The sequence below is a fragment of the Viridibacillus soli genome (genome assembly GCF_016612995.1).
Taxonomy (GTDB): Bacteria; Bacillota; Bacilli; order Bacillales_A; family Planococcaceae; genus Viridibacillus; species Viridibacillus soli.
The window spans coordinates 42,239-65,932 of sequence record NZ_JAEOAH010000035.1 but is presented as its reverse complement, the minus strand read 5'-3'; the positions used below and the strand labels follow the sequence as shown (position 1 = coordinate 65,932).

28 protein-coding genes and 2 other annotated features are annotated in these 23,694 nt (G+C 39.1%); of the genes, 25 read left to right on the top strand and 3 right to left on the bottom strand.

Translation table 11 applies throughout. The features are described 5' to 3' along the window. Positions 1-206 precede the first annotated feature (206 nt). Positions 207-410, top strand: coding sequence for a hypothetical protein (locus JFL43_RS17540; RefSeq protein ID WP_234447868.1), 204 nt, complete (start codon positions 207-209; stop codon positions 408-410). A gap of 42 nt (positions 411-452) precedes the next feature. Here the strand turns inward: JFL43_RS17540 and corA are convergent, their stop codons facing one another. After that, on the bottom strand, positions 453-1,415 hold the full coding sequence (gene corA, locus JFL43_RS17535) for a magnesium/cobalt transporter CorA (protein WP_200750028.1): 963 nt from the start codon (positions 1,413-1,415) through the stop codon (positions 453-455). A 144-nt stretch (positions 1,416-1,559) separates the two neighbouring features. Further along, positions 1,560-1,829, bottom strand: coding sequence for a hypothetical protein (locus tag JFL43_RS17530; RefSeq protein ID WP_100795263.1), 270 nt, complete (start codon positions 1,827-1,829; stop codon positions 1,560-1,562). 155 nt (positions 1,830-1,984) lie between these two features. Here JFL43_RS17530 and JFL43_RS17525 point away from each other — a divergent pair, with 155 nt between their 5' ends. The 6 genes from JFL43_RS17525 to radA all read left to right on the top strand — a co-directional run bounded on the left by JFL43_RS17525 (position 1,985) and on the right by radA (position 9,421). Further along, positions 1,985-2,290 carry a DUF4870 domain-containing protein gene (locus JFL43_RS17525; protein ID WP_200750027.1) on the top strand — a complete coding sequence of 102 codons (306 nt, stop codon included), beginning with the start codon at positions 1,985-1,987 and terminating at the stop codon, positions 2,288-2,290. A gap of 1,034 nt (positions 2,291-3,324) precedes the next feature. Then, entirely contained in the window at positions 3,325-3,795 is a 471-nt protein-coding gene (locus JFL43_RS17520) for a CtsR family transcriptional regulator (RefSeq protein ID WP_100795260.1), read from the top strand. A gap of 15 nt (positions 3,796-3,810) precedes the next feature. Next, a complete protein-coding gene (locus JFL43_RS17515; RefSeq protein WP_100795259.1) occupies positions 3,811-4,374 on the top strand; it encodes a UvrB/UvrC motif-containing protein in 564 nt (187 codons plus the stop codon). Beyond that, positions 4,364-5,479, top strand: a complete 1,116-nt coding sequence (locus JFL43_RS17510) for a protein arginine kinase (RefSeq protein ID WP_200750026.1) — start codon at positions 4,364-4,366, stop codon at positions 5,477-5,479. The genes JFL43_RS17515 and JFL43_RS17510 overlap by 11 nt, the downstream gene beginning before the upstream one ends. Next, a complete protein-coding gene (locus JFL43_RS17505) occupies positions 5,469-7,907 on the top strand; it encodes an ATP-dependent Clp protease ATP-binding subunit (protein ID WP_234447867.1) in 2,439 nt (812 codons plus the stop codon). The genes JFL43_RS17510 and JFL43_RS17505 overlap by 11 nt, the downstream gene beginning before the upstream one ends. A gap of 137 nt (positions 7,908-8,044) precedes the next feature. After that, a complete protein-coding gene (gene radA, locus JFL43_RS17500; RefSeq protein ID WP_200750025.1) occupies positions 8,045-9,421 on the top strand; it encodes a DNA repair protein RadA in 1,377 nt (458 codons plus the stop codon). A gap of 84 nt (positions 9,422-9,505) precedes the next feature. On the opposite strand, the gene JFL43_RS17495 is transcribed toward radA, so the two are convergent. Continuing rightward, positions 9,506-10,159, bottom strand: coding sequence for an acetate uptake transporter (locus JFL43_RS17495; protein ID WP_200750024.1), 654 nt, complete (start codon positions 10,157-10,159; stop codon positions 9,506-9,508). A gap of 309 nt (positions 10,160-10,468) precedes the next feature. On the opposite strand from JFL43_RS17495, the gene JFL43_RS17490 reads away from it, so the two are divergent. From JFL43_RS17490 to JFL43_RS17405, 18 genes are all read left to right on the top strand, one after another. Further along, on the top strand, positions 10,469-11,575 hold the full coding sequence (locus JFL43_RS17490; protein WP_200750023.1) for a PIN/TRAM domain-containing protein: 1,107 nt from the start codon (positions 10,469-10,471) through the stop codon (positions 11,573-11,575). Between the two features lie 63 nt (positions 11,576-11,638). Continuing rightward, on the top strand, positions 11,639-12,328 hold the full coding sequence (gene ispD / locus JFL43_RS17485; protein ID WP_267907818.1) for a 2-C-methyl-D-erythritol 4-phosphate cytidylyltransferase: 690 nt from the start codon (positions 11,639-11,641) through the stop codon (positions 12,326-12,328). Between the two features lie 2 nt (positions 12,329-12,330). Next, positions 12,331-12,807: a 2-C-methyl-D-erythritol 2,4-cyclodiphosphate synthase gene (gene ispF / locus JFL43_RS17480; protein ID WP_100795253.1), complete on the top strand. Its 477-nt coding sequence runs from the start codon at positions 12,331-12,333 to the stop codon at positions 12,805-12,807. Between the two features lie 76 nt (positions 12,808-12,883). Further along, complete coding sequence (gltX, locus tag JFL43_RS17475) at positions 12,884-14,344, top strand: glutamate--tRNA ligase (protein WP_200750022.1); 1,461 nt, start codon at positions 12,884-12,886, stop codon at positions 14,342-14,344. A 49-nt stretch (positions 14,345-14,393) separates the two neighbouring features. Next, positions 14,394-14,616, top strand: a binding site (T-box leader). Between the two features lie 52 nt (positions 14,617-14,668). After that, positions 14,669-15,316: a serine O-acetyltransferase EpsC gene (gene epsC / locus JFL43_RS17470; RefSeq protein ID WP_100795251.1), complete on the top strand. Its 648-nt coding sequence runs from the start codon at positions 14,669-14,671 to the stop codon at positions 15,314-15,316. Between the two features lie 6 nt (positions 15,317-15,322). Next, on the top strand, positions 15,323-16,723 hold the full coding sequence (cysS, locus tag JFL43_RS17465) for a cysteine--tRNA ligase (RefSeq protein WP_200750021.1): 1,401 nt from the start codon (positions 15,323-15,325) through the stop codon (positions 16,721-16,723). A gap of 5 nt (positions 16,724-16,728) precedes the next feature. After that, positions 16,729-17,148: a Mini-ribonuclease 3 gene (locus tag JFL43_RS17460; protein ID WP_407701996.1), complete on the top strand. Its 420-nt coding sequence runs from the start codon at positions 16,729-16,731 to the stop codon at positions 17,146-17,148. After that, entirely contained in the window at positions 17,148-17,897 is a 750-nt protein-coding gene (gene rlmB / locus JFL43_RS17455) for a 23S rRNA (guanosine(2251)-2'-O)-methyltransferase RlmB (RefSeq protein ID WP_100795248.1), read from the top strand. Before JFL43_RS17460 ends, rlmB begins: the two co-directional genes overlap by 1 nt. A 10-nt stretch (positions 17,898-17,907) precedes the next feature. Then, the gene (locus JFL43_RS17450) at positions 17,908-18,426 is read left to right on the top strand and encodes an NYN domain-containing protein (protein WP_100795247.1); all 519 of its coding nucleotides are present in this window, start codon (positions 17,908-17,910) and stop codon (positions 18,424-18,426) included. Between the two features lie 62 nt (positions 18,427-18,488). After that, positions 18,489-19,130: an RNA polymerase sporulation sigma factor SigH gene (sigH, locus tag JFL43_RS17445; protein WP_234447865.1), complete on the top strand. Its 642-nt coding sequence runs from the start codon at positions 18,489-18,491 to the stop codon at positions 19,128-19,130. A gap of 8 nt (positions 19,131-19,138) precedes the next feature. After that, positions 19,139-19,366: a 50S ribosomal protein L33 gene (gene rpmG / locus JFL43_RS17440; RefSeq protein WP_407701995.1), complete on the top strand. Its 228-nt coding sequence runs from the start codon at positions 19,139-19,141 to the stop codon at positions 19,364-19,366. Positions 19,367-19,410: 44 nt separating this feature from the next. Continuing rightward, complete coding sequence (gene secE, locus JFL43_RS17435) at positions 19,411-19,596, top strand: preprotein translocase subunit SecE (protein ID WP_100795246.1); 186 nt, start codon at positions 19,411-19,413, stop codon at positions 19,594-19,596. A gap of 103 nt (positions 19,597-19,699) precedes the next feature. Then, a complete protein-coding gene (nusG, locus tag JFL43_RS17430) occupies positions 19,700-20,233 on the top strand; it encodes a transcription termination/antitermination protein NusG (protein ID WP_100795245.1) in 534 nt (177 codons plus the stop codon). Between the two features lie 176 nt (positions 20,234-20,409). Continuing rightward, positions 20,410-20,835: a 50S ribosomal protein L11 gene (rplK, locus tag JFL43_RS17425; RefSeq protein WP_038179029.1), complete on the top strand. Its 426-nt coding sequence runs from the start codon at positions 20,410-20,412 to the stop codon at positions 20,833-20,835. Positions 20,836-20,963: 128 nt separating this feature from the next. Continuing rightward, on the top strand, positions 20,964-21,665 hold the full coding sequence (rplA, locus tag JFL43_RS17420; protein WP_100795244.1) for a 50S ribosomal protein L1: 702 nt from the start codon (positions 20,964-20,966) through the stop codon (positions 21,663-21,665). A 47-nt stretch (positions 21,666-21,712) separates the two neighbouring features. Further along, positions 21,713-21,857 (top strand) — a sequence feature (ribosomal protein L10 leader region). Between the two features lie 32 nt (positions 21,858-21,889). Then, positions 21,890-22,390: a 50S ribosomal protein L10 gene (gene rplJ, locus JFL43_RS17415; protein WP_100795243.1), complete on the top strand. Its 501-nt coding sequence runs from the start codon at positions 21,890-21,892 to the stop codon at positions 22,388-22,390. Between the two features lie 73 nt (positions 22,391-22,463). Next, entirely contained in the window at positions 22,464-22,820 is a 357-nt protein-coding gene (rplL, locus tag JFL43_RS17410; RefSeq protein WP_100795242.1) for a 50S ribosomal protein L7/L12, read from the top strand. A 77-nt stretch (positions 22,821-22,897) separates the two neighbouring features. Then, entirely contained in the window at positions 22,898-23,497 is a 600-nt protein-coding gene (locus JFL43_RS17405; RefSeq protein WP_200750020.1) for a class I SAM-dependent methyltransferase, read from the top strand. The last annotated feature ends 197 nt before the right edge of the window (positions 23,498-23,694 follow it).

Here is a 23,694-nt window from a genome sequence, read left to right as displayed (position 1 = left end):
AATTAATAAATAGGTTATTTAAAAGTAAAAAATAGAGGTATAAAGTAATGTTCGAGGTGCTTCGAAGTGTTTTTTTATTATAGGACTGTTTGTAGAAATGATGCTAGAAAGTGAACAATCGATGTCACATATCGTTTCGCCGTGTTCTTGTTAGTTGTCCATGCTACAATATAAGAAATGTCTTGAAGAAAAGGATGTATTGATCAATGGATCGTAAACGTGGAATGAAATTTGCTTTACCACTAATGGCAGTAGTAGCGGTATCAGCTATGATGTTATTGAATAAAGATTATACAGACGTTCCTATGAACTCGCGTATCATGATAGCGGCAGGTGCAGCACTATTTTCAGGTACTATTTCTTTTGTTTTATTCGGTTTAAAAGATGCTAAAGATGATACCATAAAGTAAAGGTGCAGACTCTTCACTAATTGTGAGGAGCTTGCACTTTTTTTATGGTTTGAATAAGTCGAACCAGCCTTTGTATTTGAACCAAGTTAACATAAATACGGCAATGGCAAGCATAATGCCGAGAACGATAAAGTAACTGTAATGCCACTCTAATTCAGGCATATTCTCAAAGTTCATACCGTAAACACCGGCTATAAATGTTAATGGAATGAAGATAGAGGAGATAATGGTCAAAATCATCATAATGCCATTCATGCGGCTTGCATTCATCGACATATGACTGTCTCGCATATCAGCAGTGAGCTCGCGGTTAGATTCGACTATTTCAGTGAGCTTGATGAGATGGTCATGAATATCGCCGAAGTAAGCACGTTCTGATTTGATTAATGTGAATCGGTCAGAGTTTAAAATACGATATAAAAGGTCGCGCATCGGTAAAATAGTACGACGAATATGGAGCAAATCACTACGTAAATCAAATACATAGCGCATAGATCTTGTACTGCTTTGATAATTTAGCTCGTCATCAATCTTGTTCAAATGATCTTCGATGTCATAGACCATTGGAAAATAGCTATCGACAATTTTATCGATTGCTTGATAGGTGACGAAAATGGCACCTCTCTCCCAATTTTGTGGTTGGTTTTGTAAGCGTGAACGGACGATATCCAGTTCAGGTACCGGTGATTTATGAAATGTAACAACAAAATTTTTTGATACGAAAATATTGATCTCTTCAGCTTCAAAGGTTTCCTTGTTCAATTTATGTGCAACTAAGAAATTATAATCATCATAATAATCGAGTTTAGGTCGCTGTAAGCGCATTAAACAGTCTTCAATAGCTAATGGATGAAAATGAAAGAAAGTATCAAGCAGTAGTTCTTCATGTGTTGTAGGCTCTTCGAAATCGACCCAATACCATTCGAAGGTGCCATTCCGTAGTTCTTCTAGTGGAAAATCCATTATTAATTGTTGATCGTTTGTAATCCCAAGTGTTCGAATCATTGGTATTCCTCATTTCAACTATTGTATAACTATACTCTCATAAATTGCATGATATTGTCACTCACTGGAGATATGTAGATTTTAAATGTTATAAATAGCAAAGAGGGCGCCTAAATGCGGCGACCCTCTTCTATATAGTAGTATTTAGTTGTTGTTTTGGAAAAGCCAAGATACAAATTGGCCTCGATTGCTTTTATCAGATGGATCCTCTGTAGTATCCGTATCTTGAGATAAAAAATCAGTGTGGCCAATGGTGTTAGTTTTATTTATTTTATGCTCAATTGTTTTAGAGCACGAAGAAGCTTGTGATTCGCAATCATATGAAAATGAATTTTTCAATAAACAATAGGGCATTGCAATGAAAATGATTAAGCACAGCGCGATGCTTCCGATGAATAATAATGCTTTTTTCAAAGGAAAGACTCCTTCCTTGCATTCGTTACTACACAGGACGCATAGCAATGAAGAATGTTCCTATATTTTTTTGAAAAGAACACGAAACTAATGAATTTTCCAACCGTATAAATAGTATAAGAAAAATATTAACTGATGAAAGTGAGTTGCTTTAAATGGAATCTAAAGGATTAAAAGTGATTCTTCATGCAAGTGCATTTTTCGCTCCATTACTAGTGCCAATCCTATTTTATATATTAATTAGTGATGATCAAATTAAGCGCTTGTCAATTCAAGCATTGTTGTTCCAACTGGTTATGGGGGCGTTGATAATTGTATCAGTAATCTTCAGCGCGATCTTAATTGGTATTCCGTTCTTGATTATCTTCTCGATTATGGGGATTGTCGTACCGATTATTGGCATTGTAAATGCTCTTAATGATACAGATTGGGATTACCCTATTGTTGGCAGTTGGTATTAATACAGAAGGACCGCGATGGCTTTTGCTTTCGCGGTTTTTTTGTCGGGGTGGAACGGATTCTTCGGCACTAACTTTATCCAACCAGGTCTGGGAATAATAATAAAATTACACTCACAATTGATTGTTTTGCAAATAAAAGACTCCTTATATTTAAAATTCGATGATATATGTTTTCTTTTGGTAATAATGAAACCAACACGAGATTTAAAGTTGGTGCTGAGTCATAGAAGGCGGGGCCCGAGTTATAGAAGGTTGAGCTTGAGTCATAGAAGCAAGAGCCCTCAACATTAAATCGAGATATCCAGCTTCAGCGGCCAATCCCTCGAGGTCACTTCCGCTCTCTCGGACAAAAGCTGAAGTAATGCTTTTGATTCGAGAGCTCCAGTACTTGTCGGGATTAAACGTGCCGCTTCAGCATTAAGAAAGATATCCAGCTTCAGGCGCTAACGGCTCGAGGTCGTTTCCGTTCTCTCGGTCAAAAGCTGAAGTGACGCTTTTGATTCGAGAACTCTAACGCTTGTCGCCGTAGAACGAGCGCCATCAACATTTAGATAGCATATCCAGCTTCAGCGGCCAATCCCTCGAGGTCACTTCCGCTCTCTCGGACAAAAGCTGAAGTAATGCTTTTGATTCGAGAGCTCCAGTACTTGTCGGGATTAAACGTGCCGCTTCAGCATTAAGAAAGATATCCAGCTTCAGGCGCTAACGGCTCGAGGTCGTTTCCGTTCTCTCGGTCAAAAGCTGAAGTGACGCTTTTGATTCGAGAACTCTAACGCTTGTCGCCGTAGAACGAGCGCCATCAACATTTAGATAGCATATCCAGCTTCAGCGGCCAATCCCTCGAGGTCACTTCCGCTCTCTCGGACAAAAGCTGAAGTAATGCTTTTGATTCGAGAGCTCCGGTACTTGTCGGGATTAAACGGGCCGCATCAGCATTTAAATATGAGCATTTAAATTGCGTGTTTTTTCTTCCGCTGTGTATAATATAGTCAAAGATGGTCAAAGTCAGTGATGCGAGCGAGGTGGAGTCTAAAATGCGTAATATCTCTGACATAATAGAAGGTTATTTAAAAGAGGTTATCGAATTAGGTGGAGAAGGACATATTGAGATTAAGCGAAGTGAAGTTGCTGATAAGTTTCAATGCGTACCGTCTCAAATTAATTATGTGATTAATACACGATTTACCGCAGAGCGTGGCTACTTAGTTGAAAGTAAACGCGGCGGTGGAGGTTATATTCGAATTCTTAGGGTGAAGGCGAGTTCAAAAGCAGGTTTAATTGATGAAGTGATTGAGCAAGTGGATGAAGGGGCATCACAAACAATGACGGATGATTTAATTTTCCGTCTAATTGACGAGAATGTAATTACGAAAAGAGAAGCTAAAATGATGTTAGCGGCGCTTGACCGTTCTGTACTACGAGTAAATTTACCGGTACGTGATGAGCTACGCGCGCGTATTCTACAAGCAATGCTAATAACTATAAAATATGACAAGCAATCGTAAAAGAGGTGCGAGGGTATGATTTGTGAACACTGTAAACAAAGACCGGCCACTATCACGGTAACACAAATGAAGAATGGTAAAAAAATGACGAGACATTTCTGTGAAGTGTGCAATAAGCAACTTGATTCTTTCCATTTAAACCTCGATTTTAATGCAGACCCGATTTCGATGCATCAACTTTTTTCTAATTGGTTTGGTACGCCGAGTTGGTCAGTTGCAGCACCAAATGCAAACGAGCAGAAAGCACAGCAACAAGATACTTGCCCTGAATGTGGTATGAATTATCGTCAATTTCTGAACGAAGGCAAATTTAATTGCCCAAGTTGTTACGACACTTTTAAAGAACAGCTACCACATGTCTTGAAACGTTTGCATAACGGGGCTGTTGAACATGTTGGAAAAGCACCTGGTTCCATTAATGAAGCGTATCAAACTAAAAAGCAAATTGAAGCAATTCGTGTGGATATGAAGATAGCTATAGAGGAAGAGCGCTTTGAAGATGCCGCAAGTATGCGTGATAAAGTACGCGTTCTAGAAAAGAAGTTACAAGTAGGGGGTGAGTCTCAAGATGAACATTGAGCACTTTTTACACAAATCAACAGCGAATTGGATGCAAGGAGAAGGTCAATATGATGATATCGTCATGAGCACTCGTATCAGATTAGCGCGTAACTTAATGGACTTTCGCTTCCCTAGAGCTTTTTCCGAGGAAGAGGCAATGCAGATTGATAAAGCTGTTTCGAACGTATTAATTGATGCTGACGAAGAGCAGCAATCACAGTTCTCTTATTTTTCATTACATGATATGCCAGTGTTACAGCGCCAAGTGTTAGTGGAAAAGCATCTAATTAGTCCACAGCTCGCGGATAAAGTGAAGGCGGGATCGGTATTATTGTCAGATGATGAATCGATTAGCGTAATGATCAATGAAGAGGACCATATTCGCATACAATGTTTGCAGCCGGGGCTACAATTAGCGAAGGCTTATGAAAATGCCGAGCAAATCGACCGTCTATTAGAGCGTCATTTACCATATGCTTTTGATGACACATTCGGTTACTTAACGAGTTGTCCTACAAATACAGGTACAGGTTTACGAGCCTCTATTATGATGCATTTACCAGCGTTAACGATGACGAACCAAATTGGCTCACTCATTAGTACGATGCCACGACTTGGAATGGTCGTGAGAGGAATGTACGGTGAAGGTACGGAATCTGTCGGCAATTATTATCAAATTTCAAATCAAATTACACTCGGAAAATCAGAGAAAGATATTTTAGCTGATTTGAAAAGTGTCACTGAACAAATTATTCAAAAAGAGACAGAAGCACGTACGGCATTAATGGAGCATGCTTCCATTGCTTTGGCCGATCGACTCAATCGCTCGCTAGGCACTTTACTATACGCCAGAATTTTAACGAGCGAAGAAGCGGCAAATTGTTTATCAAACGTCCGCTTGGGTATATATTTAGGGATAATCCAAAATATACCTGTTTTTGTTTTAAACGAATGTATGCTTTATATGCAGCCGGGCTTTTTACAACAACATGCAGGTACTACACTTCAAGCGAACGAACGAGATGTGTATCGAGCGAGCTTGTTACGAGAACGATTGCAGTGTAATAGAGAATTAAAAAAAGGTCAATTTGACGAAGAGGGAGAGGATTCTTATGATGTTTAATCGTTTTACTCAACGCGCACAAAAGGTACTTCAACTGGCACAAGAGGAAGCAATTCGTATGAAACACGAATCAATTGGCACGGAGCATATTTTACTGGGCTTAATTCGTGAGGGCGGCGGTATCGCAGCTAAAGCACTTGAAGCTATTGATGTTAGCCCTGAAATGATTGAAGAAGGCATTGAGGAATTAGTCGGTGTCGGTGCGAAAGACGTTGGTCCCATCGTACATTACACACCTCGTGCAAAAAAAGTAATTGAACTATCTGTCGATGAATCACGTAAACTAGGTCACTCTTATATCGGTACAGAGCACTTATTATTAGCTCTTATTCGTGAAGGAGAAGGCGTTGCTGCACGTGTTTTAAATAATGCGGGTGTTAGTTTAAATAAAGCGCGTCAACAAGTGCTGCAGCTATTAGGAAGCAATGATCATGCACAAAATGCGAATGGTGCTACACAGGCTGCAAGTACACCTACTTTAGACAGCTTGGCACGTGATTTAACTCAAGTTGCAAGGGAAGGTAGCCTAGATCCAGTAATTGGTCGTAGTAAAGAAATTACGCGTGTTATCGAAGTTCTATCTCGCCGTACAAAAAACAATCCAGTTCTAATCGGGGAACCTGGTGTTGGTAAAACAGCTATTGCTGAAGGCTTAGCACAACAAATTGTGAACAATGAAGTACCTGAAATACTACGTGATAAACGTGTAATGACCCTTGATATGGGTACTGTTGTAGCAGGTACTAAATACCGTGGGGAATTTGAAGACCGCTTGAAAAAAGTGATGGACGAAATTCGTACTGCAGGCAATGTTATTCTATTTATCGATGAGTTACACACATTAATTGGTGCAGGCGGAGCAGAAGGTGCTATTGATGCATCCAATATTTTGAAGCCATCTTTAGCACGTGGAGAATTACAATGTATCGGTGCTACAACATTAGATGAGTATCGTAAATACATTGAAAAGGATGCAGCGCTAGAGCGTCGTTTCCAACCAATCCAAGTAGATGAGCCAACTGTTGAGGAAGCCATTCAAATCATCAAAGGCTTACGTGATCGTTACGAAGCACATCACCGTGTGAAAATTACGGATGAAGCGATCGATGCTGCTGCGAAAATGTCAGACCGTTATATTTCAGATCGTTTCTTACCGGATAAAGCTATCGATTTAATCGACGAGGCAGGTTCTAAAGTACGTTTACGTTCTTATACAACGCCACCTAACTTAAAAGCACTAGAGCAAAAGTTAGAAGCCATTCGCTCAGAGAAAAACGCATCTGTACAAAGTCAAGAATTTGAAAAGGCGGCTTCACTACGTGATACAGAACAAAAATTAAAAGAAGAATTAGAATCTACGAAGAAAATATGGAAAGAAAAACAAGGCAAGGAAGAATCAAAGGTAACTGTTAATGATATTGCTGAAGTTGTGTCTGTGTGGACCGGGATACCGGTTGCTAAATTAGCACAAGAGGAATCTGCGAAGCTACTTAAACTTGAAGGAGAGCTACACAAACGGATCATCGGTCAAGCTGAGGCAGTTGAAGCTATTTCAAGAGCAATTCGTCGCGCACGTGCGGGCTTAAAAGATCCTAAACGTCCAATTGGTTCTTTCATTTTCCTTGGACCAACTGGTGTTGGTAAAACGGAACTTGCTCGTGCGTTGGCAGAAGTAATGTTTGGTGATGAAGATTCTATGATTCGCGTTGATATGTCTGAGTACATGGAAAAACATTCGACTTCACGTCTTGTTGGTTCACCTCCGGGATATGTAGGATTTGAAGAAGGCGGCCAGTTAACAGAAAAAGTTCGCCGTAAACCATATTCAGTAATCCTACTGGATGAAATTGAAAAAGCGCATCCAGATGTTTTTAATATTTTATTACAAGTATTAGAAGATGGCCGTTTAACAGATTCTAAAGGGCGTGTAGTGGACTTCCGTAATACCGTCGTTATTATGACATCAAACGTTGGTGCAACAGAGCTCCAGTATAGAAAATCGCTTGGTTTTAGCTCTGCTAATGCGAAAGACATACACAAAGATAATAAGAGTGTTACGATGGCAGAATTGAAGAAAGCATTCCGTCCTGAATTCTTAAATCGTATTGACGAGATGATTGTCTTCCATGCTTTACAAAAAGAAGAGTTAACGAAAATCGTTGCCTTGATGGCAAAACAATTAACAAAACGTTTGCAAGAGCAAAATATTGAACTTGAATTAACAGAAGTAGCTCTAGAGAAAATTGCTAAAGAAGGATATGATCCACAATATGGTGCACGCCCTTTACGTCGTGCATTGCAAAAACATGTTGAGGACCGTCTATCTGAAGAAATTTTAAAAGGCACAGTACTCACAGGTCAACGCGTTGTTTTCGACGTTGAAAACGAGGAGTTTATCGTTCACATTAAAGAGTTCGTAACAAAATAATTCAGTCAGATGAAATGATGGCGTAGATTGCTATGACATTTATCAAAAGTCTGAAACAATGAGGCATTCCGAACAACATGTTTGGAGTGCCTTGTTTTATAATAGAGAGAACGATAGAAGTTATAGTAGGAGGAAATATGGTTAAAAAGAAAACGAAGTTCTTATGTAATTCTTGTGGCTATGAAGCGCCCAAATGGATGGGGAAATGTCCAGGTTGTGGCGAGTGGAATAAGATGGTGGAAGAAGTCGAAGTTATTTCTAAGGGACCTAGAGGAGCATTCCAACATTCATCAAATACTTCTCAAAAGGCTATGCCAATTATTTCTATTGAGACCGAGGATGCACCAAGAGTTGAAACAGAGTTCGATGAATTGAACCGTGTGCTCGGTGGAGGCGTTGTGCCAGGCTCTTTAGTGTTAATCGGTGGTGACCCTGGGATCGGCAAGTCGACGTTACTTTTGCAAGTTTCAGCACTACTTTCAAATAAAGGTCATCGTGTACTGTATATTTCAGGTGAGGAATCCATCCGTCAAACGAAATTACGTGCAGAGCGACTGGGTGTGAAATCTGCAGAGCTTTATATTTATTCAGAAACGAACTTGGAGTTTTTGAATCAGACAATTGAAGAGGTTCAGCCGAAGTTTGTAATTGTTGACTCCATTCAAACAGTGCATCATCCAGAAGTAACATCTGCTCCAGGCAGTGTTTCGCAAGTACGCGAATGTACAGCAGAATTAATGCGCATTGCTAAGACAAAAAATATCGCTATTTTCCTTGTTGGACATGTAACAAAGGAAGGGCAAATAGCAGGCCCGCGTATTTTAGAGCATATGGTTGATACGGTACTTTATTTTGAAGGAGAGCGTCATCATACGTATAGAATTTTGCGTAGTCAGAAAAACCGTTTCGGTTCGACGAATGAAATCGCCATCTTTGAAATGCTACAAAGTGGCTTGAAAGAGGTGTTAAATCCCTCTGAACTATTCTTGCAAGAGCGTTCTCAAGGAGTGGCAGGCTCTACTGTTGTTGCTTCGATGGAAGGGACACGCCCAATTTTAGTTGAGATTCAAGCATTAGTGACGCCATCAAGCTTTAATTATCCGAAACGTATGGCAACGGGAATTGACCAAAACCGCGTGTCATTACTAATGGCTGTACTTGAAAAACGTATGGGTATGCTACTGCAAGCGCAAGATGCGTATATTAAAGTAGCAGGTGGTGTGAAATTAGATGAGCCAGCTATTGATCTGGCTGTTTTAACAAGCATAGTTTCAAGCTATCAAGACCGTGCTGTGAGTGCAGGAGACTGTGTTATGGGTGAAGTAGGCTTAACGGGCGAAGTGCGTCGTGTATCACGTGTAGAACAGCGTGTGCAGGAAGCAGCGAAACTTGGCTTTAAACGTGCAATTGTTCCGGCATCTAACTTAGGTGGTTGGGATTTTCCAGCGGGCATTGAAGTAGTAGGTGTAGAAACAGTAAATGAGGCATTGAAACTTTGCTTCCGTGATTTATGATGAAATGAACAAAAGCGACAGCTATAATGAACAGCTCCTCCGATTGAGGTGCTGTTCAAATAGACTGTCGCTTTTCTATAGCATTTAGTTAGTCGTACGTAATTGAGTAGCTTTTTCCTTTTCAGCTGGTTTTGTAATTATTCCGAAAGGCTTGCCTATTGGTAAAAATTCGAAACCAAAATGTTTGTTCAATACATTAGCCCCCGCACCGTATAGTGACAAGATAGCAATGCCAAGCTCAGAATAAGCAGCTAGTAGATGCATACCGTGTTCCATAATACCGAGTGTACTTAGCGATAAGCCAACGAATAAGAAATTGATTAAGAAAAAGATGATGAATAATACTTTATTCGTTTCTAAAGCCCCAATCGTCATAAAGAGTGTGAAAACAAGGTATCCTATGTAAACGAAGCCTAATTGACGTCCATCAACGCTTTCTTGCAATGTTAAGCCAAAAACGCCAGATTGAACGAACCAAGATGTTGCGACGGCCATCCAAAAAAGTCCATAAGCTCCAAAGGCAGTAGTACCAAATGTATTATTATGTTTGGAATCGAGTATAGATGCATAAAATTGTGCAATACCCCCTAGGAAAATTGCCCAAGGAATGATGAGCCCTACGCCTTCTGTCCAACCTAATTTCTGGGATGAGGCGACAAGTGTGACGATTGCGAGTCCGAAAAGCCCAATACCAGATGGATCTGCAGTTGTGATTTTAATGTCTTTTGTCTGATTCATAAAAATCCTCCTGTTTCATTTTGTGAATTTATTAGAATACAAAAATTGTAACTGATTACAGGGAATATAAAGCAGTTATGTAAGATTTGGCTAAAAGAAGGTCGTTAACGAGAAGAATTTCTGTAGTATAGAGCATATTTTGTGTTATTTATAAGTTAGGTTTTTACGTAAAAATTGGTTTTGTGCGGATGAAGAGCACTATAAAGTAGAAAAAACGTAGGATTTCAATCTTTCGAATTGAGTAAGGGGTTTGCCGAGCAAATAAAAGGGAAACTATGTATAATTGATACTATAAGGGAGGTGCCTATTTTGTTGAAAGTAGTTATTCAAATTGCTTTTTTATTTATCGGAGGTACGTTGGGTTTACTATTCTTACCGCCATTATACGAATTCATTCATTTATCCTCAAACCCATGGCTAAATAATCCGTATGTGTCCGTTACAATCGGTGCAATTATTTTATTCGGATTTTCGTTTTTATTTTCCGATTACTTTGTCCGTTTTATTCGATGGATGGAGGAAAAGTTATTGAAAGCCCCTGTTGGTGATTTGTTATTTGGTACATTGGGGTTGGTTGTAGGATTAATAGTTGCGTATTTTATTGGGTTTTCGATTGATAGTATCCAACTTGCAATTTTTACGACAGTAGTACCCTTACCCTTTTTACTATCCATTGTCCTTGGTTATTTAGGGTTCCAGGTAGGGTTTAAAAAACGTGATGAATTAATTCAGGTGTTCTCATCGGCAAGAGCAAGTAATTTGTCCAAAAAGAAAAATGCAGAGGATGTTGCTCTGGAAGCGCCTGCACCATCTTATAAACTACTCGATACGAGTGTTATTATTGATGGGCGTATTGCAGATATATCAGGCACTGGCTTTGTTGAAGGTATTCTAGTCGTTCCACAATTTGTATTAACAGAATTGCAACATATTGCAGATTCATCTGATACTTTGAAACGTACACGAGGTCGTAGAGGTCTTGATATTTTAAAAACGTTGCAGGATGAACGATCATCCGATATTTTAATTACAGAAGTGGATTTTGATGATATTCAAGAAGTGGATTTAAAATTAGTACGCCTAGCGAAGAAAATGAGCGGACAAATTTTAACAAATGACTTTAATTTAAATAAAGTATGTGATCTACACAATGTTTCTGTCTTGAATATTAATGATTTAGCCAATGCTGTGAAGCCTGTCGTTATTCCGGGCGAAGAAATGCATGTAGTTGTCATTAAAGATGGCAAAGAACATAATCAAGGTGTTGCCTATTTAGATGATGGTACAATGATTGTAGTAGAAGAAGGGAAATCTTATATTGGTCAAGCAATTGTCGTTGTTGTAACGAGTGTTTTACAAACATCTGCTGGCCGTATGATTTTCGCAAAACCGAAAAGCAATAGCAAAACAGCTTAATAGAAAACTAAAAGAGACAGGGCATTTTGCCTTGTCCTTTTCCATGAGTAGGACGTGAATATTTTGAAGAAATATGATGTTATTTTGCCTGCAGCTGGTAGTGGTAAGCGCATGGGTGCTGGCCATAACAAATTGTTTTTAGAGTTAAGCCAAAAGCCAATTTTAATCCATACGCTTGAAGTCTTTGAACAGGATTCTGCATGTAAAGGGATTTGGTTAGCTGTGAAGCCAGAGGAACGAGCATTCATCCAATCACTCCTTGTAAAATATAATATTACAAAAGTAAAAGCGTTGCCAAATGGTGGAGCAGAACGCCAAAACAGCGTGTACTCTTGTGTGCAAAAAATAGAAGATGGCGAAATTGTGCTCGTGCATGATGCAGCAAGACCGTTCATAACAATCCCGGTCATCCACAAGTTAGTAGAAGCCGCGGAAGAAAAAGGAGCAGTAATTGCAGGTGTGCGCGCAAAGGATACGATGAAAAAGGTGGAAAATGGAGTCATTGTAGAGACAGTGGATCGTTCAAGTCTGTGGATGATTCAAACACCTCAAGCATTCCAGTTTGAACTTTTACAAGAGGCGGAGCAGGCTGCAGAGAGAGAGCATTTCTTAGGAACAGATGAGGCAATGCTCGTTGAACGTTTAGGACAAACTGTTTATATTGTTGAAAGTAGCTACGAAAACGTTAAAATAACAACTAAAGAAGATTTAATATTTGGAGAGGCTATTCTAAGCCAACGTATAGGAGGATAACTATGTTTCGAGTAGGACAAGGATTTGATGTACATGCATTTGAAGAAGGTAGACCATTAATTATCGGAGGTATTACAATCCCTCATGAAAAAGGTTTAGTAGGCCATTCTGATGCTGATGTTTTATTGCACACAGTTACTGATGCGGCATTAGGTGCAATCGGTGAAGGTGATATCGGTCGTCATTTCCCTGATACAGATCCCGCGTTTAAAGATGCAGATTCTGCTAAGCTTTTAGAATATATATGGAAAATCGTTGAAGACAAAGGGTACGTACTTGGTAATGTTGACTGCACAATTATGGCCCAGCGTCCTAAAATGGCCCCGTATATTGAGCCTATGCGTAAGCGAATTGCAGAACTTTTGAATGCAGAACCTTCTCAGGTGAATGTCAAAGCAACAACAACTGAAAAGTTAGGTTTCACAGGCCGTGAAGAAGGGATTGCTTCAATGGCAACCATTCTATTAATAAAAAAATGACTTCCTTTAATTTTTAAACTTCCAGTGGTAAAATGGACGAAGTGAATTTTTATACGCAAATTAGGAGGATTTTATCATGACTAAAAAAGTTCGTGTTCGTTATGCACCAAGCCCAACAGGCCATTTACACATTGGTGGCGCACGTACAGCTCTATTTAACTATTTATACGCAAGACACCATAATGGAGATTTCATCGTTCGTATTGAAGATACAGATATCGAACGTAATATCGAGAGCGGCGAAGCTTCTCAATTAGATAACTTAAAATGGTTAGGTATGGAGTATGATGAATCAGTTGATATCGGCGGCCCTTATGCACCTTATCGTCAAATGGAACGTTTAGATATTTACAGTGACCATGCACAACAACTAATGGACAAAGGTATGGCTTATAAATGCTTCTGTACTCCAGAAGAATTAGAAGCTGACCGTGAAGTGCAAAAGTCAAATGGCGTAGCAGCTCCAATGTACAATGGTAAATGCCGTCACTTGTCTGCTGAAGAAGTTGCAGAGAGAGAAGCAACCGGCGAAGCATTCACGATTCGTATGGGTGTTCCTGAAGGTGTTACTTACAAATTCGACGATTTAGTTCGTGGTGAAGTATCATTCGAATCTAAAGACGTTGGCGACTGGGTACTTGTAAAAGCAAACGGCATCCCTACTTACAACTATGCTGTTGTATTAGATGACCACTTCATGGAAATGACGCATGTATTCCGTGGGGAAGAACATTTATCAAACACACCAAAACAATTAATGATTTTTGATGCATTCGGCTGGGAAGCACCACACTATGGCCATATGACTCTGATCGTTAATGAAAATCACAAAAAATTATCAAAACGTGATGAATCGATTATCCAATTCGTTTCGCAATATCGTGATCTTGGTTATTTACCAGAAGCAATGTTCAATTTCTTCGGTTTATTAGGCTGGTCACCGGAAGGCGAAGAAGAAATCTTCTCTAAAGAAGACTTCATCCGTTTATTCGATGAAAAACGTCTTTCTAAATCACCATCTATGTTTGATAAACAAAAACTAACATGGATGAATAACCAATACATTAAAAAGTTATCTCATGAGGGAGTGGTAGAGCTTGCGTTACCACATTTACAAAAAGCAGGCCTATTACCAGCAGAGTTAACTGAAGAACAACATGCATGGGCTTCTAAATTAATTGGCCTATATCATGAACAAATGAGTTACGGTGCTGAAATTGCTGAGTTATCTCAATTATTCTTTACAGAGGAACTTGCATATAATGAAGAAGAGAAAGAAATATTAGCTGGTGAGCAAGTTTCGGAAGTAATGGCTTCATTCAAAGCGCAACTAGAAGGCTTAGAAGAATTTGAACCAGCTACTATTAAAGCTTCAATCAAAGCAGTGCAAAAAGAAACGGGCCATAAAGGTAAAAACTTATTCATGCCAATCCGTGTTGCTACAACCGGTGAAATGCACGGCCCAGAACTTCCAGACTCACTTGCGCTACTAGGTAAGGAAACAGTTATTAAACGCATCGAGCAATTTATCAAGTAATTTAGTTTGCTTTTTTTCAGCTTCAATGTAAAATGAAGCTACAATCGATAAAAAAGCGTTGAAGAGGAGAAGTATGTAGAGCAAGCTCTATAGAGAGGACCATCACCGGCTGAAAGTGGTCTGAGCCAAGGCAATGCAGAAATGCACCTCTGAGCACTGAGTTGAACGTTAAGTAGGCTCAGTCGGTTAGTCGCCGTTATAGACCTTAAGCGGGAAGTGTTTTTACAATACTTCCAACCAGAGTGGAACCGCGCATATCCAGCGTCTCTGTCCTATGTGACAGAGGCGTTTTTATTTTGAAAAAAAGAGGGGAGCTTTGAATTTATGTTCAAAACTTTGAGGGAAGATGTTGCAACAATTTTTGAAAATGATCCAGCAGCACGTAGTACTTTGGAAGTTGTGCTAACTTATTCTGGTTTGCATGCGGTATGGGGACACCGCATGGCACATGCGTTTTACAAGCGGAAATTTTATTTTATTGCACGTATTATTTCTCAAATTAGCAGATTTTTCACTGGGATCGAAATTCATCCGGGTGCTAAAATTGGTCGACGTTTCTTTATTGACCATGGTATGGGTGTTGTAGTTGGTGAAACTTGTGAAATTGGTAATGATGTTACATTATATCAAGGTGTTACACTTGGTGGTACAGGTAAAGAGAAGGGTAAACGTCATCCGACACTTGAAGATAATGTACTTGTTGCTACAGGTGCTAAAGTGCTCGGTTCTATAACAATTGGTGCCAATAGCAAAATTGGCGCAGGTTCTGTAGTATTAAAAGCTGTACCACCAAATGCTACAGTTGTGGGCATTCCAGGGAAAATTGTTATTCAAGATGGTATTAAAGTGCAAAGTAAGCAAAAACTAGATCACCAAAATATTCCTGACCCAGTAGAGGAGCGCTGTTCAACGCTAGAACAGCGCATCGAAGAGCTTCAGCAACAAATTGGACAATGCAAAAAGGAGATGTAATTTGACATGGGTATTCAAATTTTTAACTCATTGACGCGACAGAAAGAGAATTTCGTTCCAATCGAGGAAGGAAAAGTGAGAATGTATGTATGTGGTCCGACAGTTTATAACTACATTCATATCGGCAATTCTCGTCCTGTAATTGTATACGATACAGTGCGCCGTTACCTTACTTATAAAGGTTATGACGTAACGTTTGTATCAAACTTTACAGACGTTGACGATAAAATTATTAAAGCGGCGAATGAGCTTGGTGAAGATGTATCAGATTTAACAAATCGCTTTATTCAAGCTTATTTTGAAGATATTACGGCATTAGGATGCCAAAAAGCAGATGCACATCCACGTGTTACTGAGCATATGGATGAAATCATCGAATTTATTGCTGTGTTAATCGATAAGGGTTATGCCTATGAATCTCAAGGAGATGTTTATTACCGTCCGCGTAAATTTGACGGTTATGGAAAACTTTCTCATCAGTCTGTAGATGATTTAAAAGTTGGTGCTCGCATCGAAACAGGTGACAAGAAAGAGGATGCATTAGACTTTGCTCTTTGGAAAGCAGCTAAACCAGGTGAAATCTTTTGGGAAAGTCCATGGGGCCAAGGCCGACCTGGCTGGCACATTGAATGTTCTGTAATGGTACATGAGCATTTTGGTGATACTATTGATATCCACGCCGGTGGGCAAGATTTAACATTCCCTCATCATGAAAACGAAATTGCTCAATCCGAAGCCTACACAGGCAAAGCTTTTGCAAACTATTGGATGCATAATGGTTATATCAATATTGACAATGAAAAAATGTCTAAATCACTAGGCAACTTCATCCTTGTGCATGATATTCGTCAACAAATTGATCCACAAGTATTGCGTTTCTTCGTGTTATCAGTACATTACCGTAACCCAATTAACTTTGCGCAAGATTTAGTTGAAGCAGCTGCAACGGGATTAGAACGTATTCGTACGTCTTACAACAACTTAAAGCACCGTTTAACTGCAACAGCTAATTTGAACGAGGAAAAAGGTGAGTGGTTAGCAAGTATTGAAGCGACAAAAGAACAGTTTGAATTAGCAATGGATGATGATTTCAACACGGCAAATGCAATTGCAATGTTATTTGAATTATCCGCAACTGCCAACAAATATTTACTTGAAAAAAATACGAATGAAGAAGTATTAACGAGATTTGCTGATACTTTACGTGTATTAGCTAATGTTCTTGGAATTGAATTAGAGGTAGCAGAAGAATTGCTTGATGAAGAGATTGATGCGCTAATTGAAGAACGTATTCAAGCGCGTAAAGACCGTGATTTTAAACGTGCTGACGAAATTCGTGATCAACTAAAAGATATGAATATTATTTTAGAGGATACACGCCAAGGCATTAGATGGAAACGGGGTTAATGGCGGTGGGAGAGCTTCGTAACCAAGATGTCAAACAATTAAATGCACTGGCGTTGGCGTATATGGGAGATGCCGTATTGGAAATCGCAATACGTGAGCATCTCTTACGCTCTGGGCGTGTCAAACCCAATATTCTTCATAAAGAGGCAACACATTATGTTTCCGCAAAAGCTCAGTCAAGCGTCATCCATAGAATGATGGATGAGGAGTATTTTTCAGAAGAAGAAATGGCTGTCCTTAAACGTGGTCGCAATGCAAAATCAGGCTCAGTGCCAAAGAATACCGATGTCCAAACATACCGCTACAGCTCAGCATATGAGGCTGTACTTGGCAGTTTATATCTAACAGGTCAAATGGATCGTGTGAATGAAATCATTCAATATACAATTGAGATTATTGAAGAAAAGAAAGGCGTGTCAAAATAATGACGGAAGAACTGTCAAATGAAATGATTGCTGGGAAAAACCCAGTATTAGAGGCACTTCGTGCAGAGAGAGAAATGAATAAAATTTGGATTGCTGAAGGCGTCCAACACGGTAGCTTAACAGAGCTTCTGGCGTTAGCAAAAGAACAAGGGATTATTGTACAATTCGTTCCTAAGAAAAAATTAGATCAGTTAACAGATGCTAATCACCAAGGAATCGTCGCATCTGTTGCTGCATATAAATATGCCGAATTAGATGATTTGTTTAAAGTAGCGGAAAGTCGTGGGGAGGATCCGTTTTTCCTGATTCTTGATGAATTAGAAGATCCGCATAATTTAGGCTCTATTATGAGAACGGCAGATGCTGTTGGTGCTCATGGCATTATTATTCCTAGACGCCGTGCGGTAGGTTTAACTGCTGTCGTTGCAAAAGCATCTACAGGTGCAATTGAACATATTCCAACTGTTCGTGTAAATAATCTTTCACAAACAGTGGATGAATTAAAAAAACGTGGTGTTTGGATTGCAGGGACAGATGCAAAAGGTTCGGCGGATTATCGTAAAATGGATGCTACTCTGCCACTAGCTGTCATAATAGGTAGCGAAGGAAAAGGTATGAGCCGTTTACTAAAAGATAAATGTGATTTCCTATACAATTTACCCATGGTTGGTCATGTTACATCATTAAATGCATCAGTAGCGGCTGCTTTACTGATGTACGAAGTATTGCGTAAACGCCAAGAAGTATAAGGTGAATGCCATGGAAATACTGTTGGTTGATGGCTATAACATTATTGGTGCTTGGGAAGAACTCCGGAGATTAAAAGAGCAAAGGCTAATAGATGCGAGAGACCGACTGATTGAAATGATGGCAGAGTATAAGGCGTATACTGGATGGCGCGTCATTGTTATCTTTGACGCGTATCTCGTACCTGGAATTGAAACCAAAAATGTGCAACATGAAGTGGAAGTTATATATACGAGAGCGAAGGAAACAGCGGATGAACGAATCGAAAAGCTTACGGCTTCTTTAAGTGGTAAAAGGGTTCGTATTTATGTGGCAACATCCGATATGACGGAGCAAAATGTAATTTTCGGACATGGGGCATTAAGAAAATCAGCTAGAGAACTAGAAATAGAGATGCAAACTACACAATCCAAAATAACGCAAACAGTAAGAGATATTCAAGTGCAAAGGCCAAGTTCTAAGATCCAATTAAGGGATGATATTGCAGCAAAGTTTGAACTATGGCGAAGAGGAAATAAAATGAATGATTGACTGATATTTTCCAATTCCGTTATACTTAGTTTAACAATGCTAGCGCAATTGGAGTGATACTATTGATTATTAGCGATCATTTACACTTGAAGCAGCAACAATATGAGCAATATACCGACGAAGAGCTAGTGGGAATGATCCATAGTGGTGATAGTGAAGGGTTAGACTTCCTCATTACGAAGTATAAATCATTCGTTCGTATGAAGGTGAAGTCGTATTTTCTCATAGGTGCTGATAAAGAGGATATTGTGCAAGAAGGTATGATTGGGCTTTATAAGGCTATTCGCGATTTTAAAGGAGACAAGCTATCCTCCTTCAAAGCTTTTGCGGAACTTTGTATTACACGCCAAATCATCACTGCTATAAAAACTGCAACTAGACAAAAGCATATCCCACTTAATTCATACATCTCATTGGACAAACCAATTTTTGACGAAGAGTCCCAGCGCACGTTGATGGACGTGTTAACAGGCTCAGTTGTCGACGATCCAGAGGAGCTTATTATTCATCGTGAAGAATTTAGCTATATGGAAGAAAAAATTGGCGAAATATTAAGTGATTTAGAACGGCAAGTGTTGGCTCTATATTTAGATGGACAATCTTATCACGAAATTTCGGCCGAATTGAATAGGCATGTGAAGTCGATTGACAATGCCTTACAACGAGTGAAGCGGAAATTAGAACGTCATTTAGATATCGAATAATTGCAAGAATGCTAGCTGTAGGCAAGTTGACAGCATTTGTGATAGGTGTTAGTCTTTATAAGGACAAATGCCGAAAAGGTGATAAAATGGCAAAAAAAGTCGTGCTTAGCTGTGAAAAATGTGGGACAAGAAATTATTCACTTCCTGCATCTAAGGACAGTACAACTGCAAGGATGGAACTGAAAAAATATTGTTCTCACTGTAATGAACATACATTACATAAACAAACTAGATAATACGATTCGCTTTGTATATATGATTTTATTCGGGGGTTAGTTAGATGGGTAAGATTAATAGCTTTTTCCGCGGCGTTATGTCGGAAATGCGAAAAACGAGCTGGCCTAAACGCCAAGAGCTTACGAAATATACAATTGTTGTAGTTTCAACATTGCTTTTCATGGCTGCGTTTTTCATGTTAGTAGATTTAGGGATTTCTAAATTATTCCGCATGTATTTGGATTTATGATTGAATTAATGTTAATATTTTTGAAATAGCCCGTGAATAATCTGTAACGGGTTTTTTCATTTGCCTTTAGCGAAGGAGGGAAGGACGAGTAGTCCTATCTATTATGGAAAAAAATTGGTATGTAGTTCATACTTACTCTGGTTATGAGAATAAAGTTAAAGCAAACCTAGAAAAACGTGTTGAAACGATGGGTATGCAAGATAAAATTTTCCGCGTCATCATTCCTGAGCAACAAGAAACGGAAATTAAAGATGGCCGTAAAAAAGAATATATGCGTAAAACATTCCCTGGTTATGTGCTAGTGGAATTAATTATGACAGATGACGCATGGTATGTAGTGCGTAATACACCAGGTGTTACTGGGTTTATCGGTTCATCAGGCGGTGGTGTAAAACCTACACCATTATTACCTGAAGAAGTTGAATTCATTCTTAAACAAATGGGTGTGCAAGAAAAATCACTTGAAATTGATTTCTCTATTGGCGATTTAGTTGAAGTCTTGGAAGGGCCTTTTGCTCATTTCCAAGGTAAAGTCGAAGAGATTGTTGCTGATAAAGGAAAAGTAAAAGTAACGATTGATATGTTTGGTCGCCTAACTAAAATGGAATTAGACTATGATCAAGTGTTGAAAGTATAATTAACAATTATACTTGCCTTAGAATGTTAAAAGTGTTATCATTTCAAAGGTCAGACTGTAATAAAATTATAGACTGTCAATGTATTTTTTAATGTTATCGGAATAAGCCGACAGACAGATATTGAGTGGGAGGGGCAACCCAATTACCACATCACGGACTTAAGGAGGTGTGTCTCGTGGCTAAAAAAGTTATTAAAGTTGTAAAACTTCAAATCCCAGCTGGTAAAGCAAATCCAGCGCCGCCAGTAGGTCCTGCATTAGGACAAGCAGGTGTTAACATCATGGGATTCTGTAAAGAATTCAACGCTCGTACTGCGGACCAAGCAGGTTTAATCATTCCAGTAGAGATTTCTGTATTTGAAGATCGTTCATTCACATTCATTACAAAAACTCCGCCGGCAGCAGTGTTACTTAAAGTAGCAGCTGGTATCCAATCAGGATCAGGTGAACCTAACCGTAAAAAAGTAGCTACAGTGAAACGCGATAAAGTTCGCGAAATCGCTGAAACAAAAATGCCAGACCTTAACGCTGCAACAGTTGAAGCAGCTATGTTAATGGTTGAAGGTACTGCGCGTAGCATGGGTATCGTTATCGAAGACTAATCCCATTACTTGATAGAAGTATTGTTTTTGAGGGTTGCGAATGTTTCTAATAGTCATATTTGAAACTCGCAGCCTTTATTCGTGGGAGGTTTATTCCGCTACAACCACAATCAAGGAGGAAATATATAATGGCTAAAAAAGGTAAAAAACTGCAAGATGCAGCTAAATTAGTAGAACGCACTCAATTGTATTCTGTACAAGAAGCAGTTGAATTAGCTAAAAAAACAAGCACTGTTAACTTTGACGCAACAGTTGAAGTAGCATTTAACTTAAATATTGATACACGTAAAAACGACCAACAAATCCGTGGAGCAGTAGTACTTCCAAACGGAACTGGTAAAACTCAACGCGTATTAGTTTTCGCTAAAGGCGAAAAACTTAAAGAAGCTGAAGCAGCTGGTGCAGACTTCGCTGGTGATTCAGAATATATCGCTAAAATCCAACAAGGGTGGTTTGACTTCGATGTTATCGTTGCAACTCCTGATATGATGGGTGAAGTTGGTAAATTAGGACGTGTATTAGGACCTAAAGGCTTAATGCCAAATCCTAAAACTGGTACAGTTACTTTTGACGTTGCGAAAGCAATCGCTGAAATCAAAGCTGGTAAAGTTGAATACCGTGCTGATAAAGCTGGTATCGTTCACGCTCCAATCGGTAAAGCTTCATTCGAAGCTGGCCAATTAGCTGAAAACTTATCAACTCTTGTTGATGTAATCGTAAAAGCAAAACCTGCTGCAGCGAAAGGTACTTACATCAAATCTGTACACGTAACAACTACAATGGGACCATCAATTAAGGTTGATGCTTCTACTTCAGTTGCTACAAAATAATTTCTGATTGACAAACGGCATTATATTTTGATATGATGTACAACGTTGTGAATCATCCATTTGTACCGTAGACCGTAGGGGCGACTTGTCGCTTAATGATCCTACCGAGGACAAAGGAACTCAGACTCTTATTTAAGATGATGACTTTCCGCCTCCTTGTCTACATAGACGGGAGGCTTTTCTTTTGTCGGTATAAATGACCCATTCTTATAGGAGGTGTCAAGATGAACAAAGCAGTTGAAGCTAAACAAGCTGTCGTTCAAGAAATCGCTGACAAGTTCAAAAGCGCTGCATCCGTAGTAGTTGTTGACTACCGTGGTTTAACTGTTGCTCAAGTAACAGAACTACGTAAACAACTTCGCGAAGCAGGTGTTGAATTCAAAGTATACAAAAATACTTTAGTTCGCCGTGCTACTGAAGAAGTTGAACATGCAGAACTTAATGAATTCCTTACAGGTCCAAATGCAATCGCATTCTCTACTGAAGATGTTATTGCTCCTGCTAAAATCATTAACGATTTTGCGAAAGCAAACGAACAACTTGAAATTAAAGCTGGTCTTATCGAAGGTACATTTGCATCTGCTGAAGATGTTAAAGCATTGGCAGAACTTCCATCACGCGAAGGTCTACTATCTATGCTACTATCTGTGCTTCAAGCACCAGTACGCAATTTCGCTCTTGCAACAAAAGCTGTTGCAGAACAAAAAGAAGAGCAAGGCGCTTAATTTTAAGCGTAGCTTAATCTTCACGGCATAGTATGCCAAAAAAAACTAATATTCCGTATAGGAGGAAATTATAATGAACAATGAACAAATCTTAGAAGCTATCAAAGTTATGACAGTTCTTGAATTAAACGATTTAGTAAAAGCAATCGAAGACGAATTCGGTGTTACTGCTGCTGCTCCTGTAGCTGCTGCTGGTGCTGCTGCTGCAGTTGAAGAAAAAACTGAATTTGACGTAATCCTTGCATCTGCAGGCGATTCAAAAATTAAAGTAATCAAAGTGGTACGTGAAATCACTGGTCTTGGCTTAAAAGAAGCTAAAGAAGTAGTAGATAACGCTCCTAAAGCTATTAAAGAAGCAGTTGCTGCAGCTGAAGCTGAAGAAATCAAAGCTAAACTTGAAGAAGTTGGCGCTAGCGTAGAAGTTAAATAATTTCTACTTTCTATTTGAAAAAAGCTCGTCAATTATGACGGGCTTTTTCTTCATTTTACGTGATGGAGGGCATTTCCTTGTCAGAACATTATTATTCAAAAAAACCTCAAGTCGAAAGTAAACCAAGTAGATGGAATTTCACTCTTCGTGGATTTTCTTTTGTATTTGAAACAGATGCAGGGGTTTTTAGTAAAAGCGAAGTAGATTTTGGCTCCCGTGTGTTAATTGATAGTTTTGAAATGCCTACAGTTGAAGGGTGTATTTTGGATGTGGGCTGTGGCTACGGTCCTATTGGCTTGTCTATTGCAAAAAGTTATCCTGAACGAGTCATTCATATGATGGATGTTAACGACCGTGCAATATCATTGGCGAAGAAAAACGCTGAGGTGAACGGGGTACAAAATGTGCAGATTTTCGAGAGTGATGGACTTTCCGCTGTTCAAGAAGAACAAGTCGCTGTCGTTTTGACAAATCCTCCGATTCGCGCAGGCAAAGAAACAATTCTTCGTTTTTATGATCAAGCTTATGAAAAACTTGTGGACGATGGAGAGTTGTGGGTAGTTATTCAGAAGAAGCAAGGTGCACCATCGACTATAGCGCACTTGGAAGAGAAATTTGCTGCTGTAGCAGTCGTAGAAAAGAAAAAAGGCTACTGGATTATCCAGGCCAAAAAATAAATTTGTTAAAGTTTATAGATTGACTTGACAAATTAGCTATGATATTATAATAAAATGCAAAAATATTAATTTGAATACGTCTGTCCTTTTGTATAAAAACTATATATAAATGGATAAACTTTTCAAAGTTAAGTTTGGTTAATCGAAAATGAGCTCTTTAACGAACTCGTTTTCTTTTTGTCTTTCGATATCATACA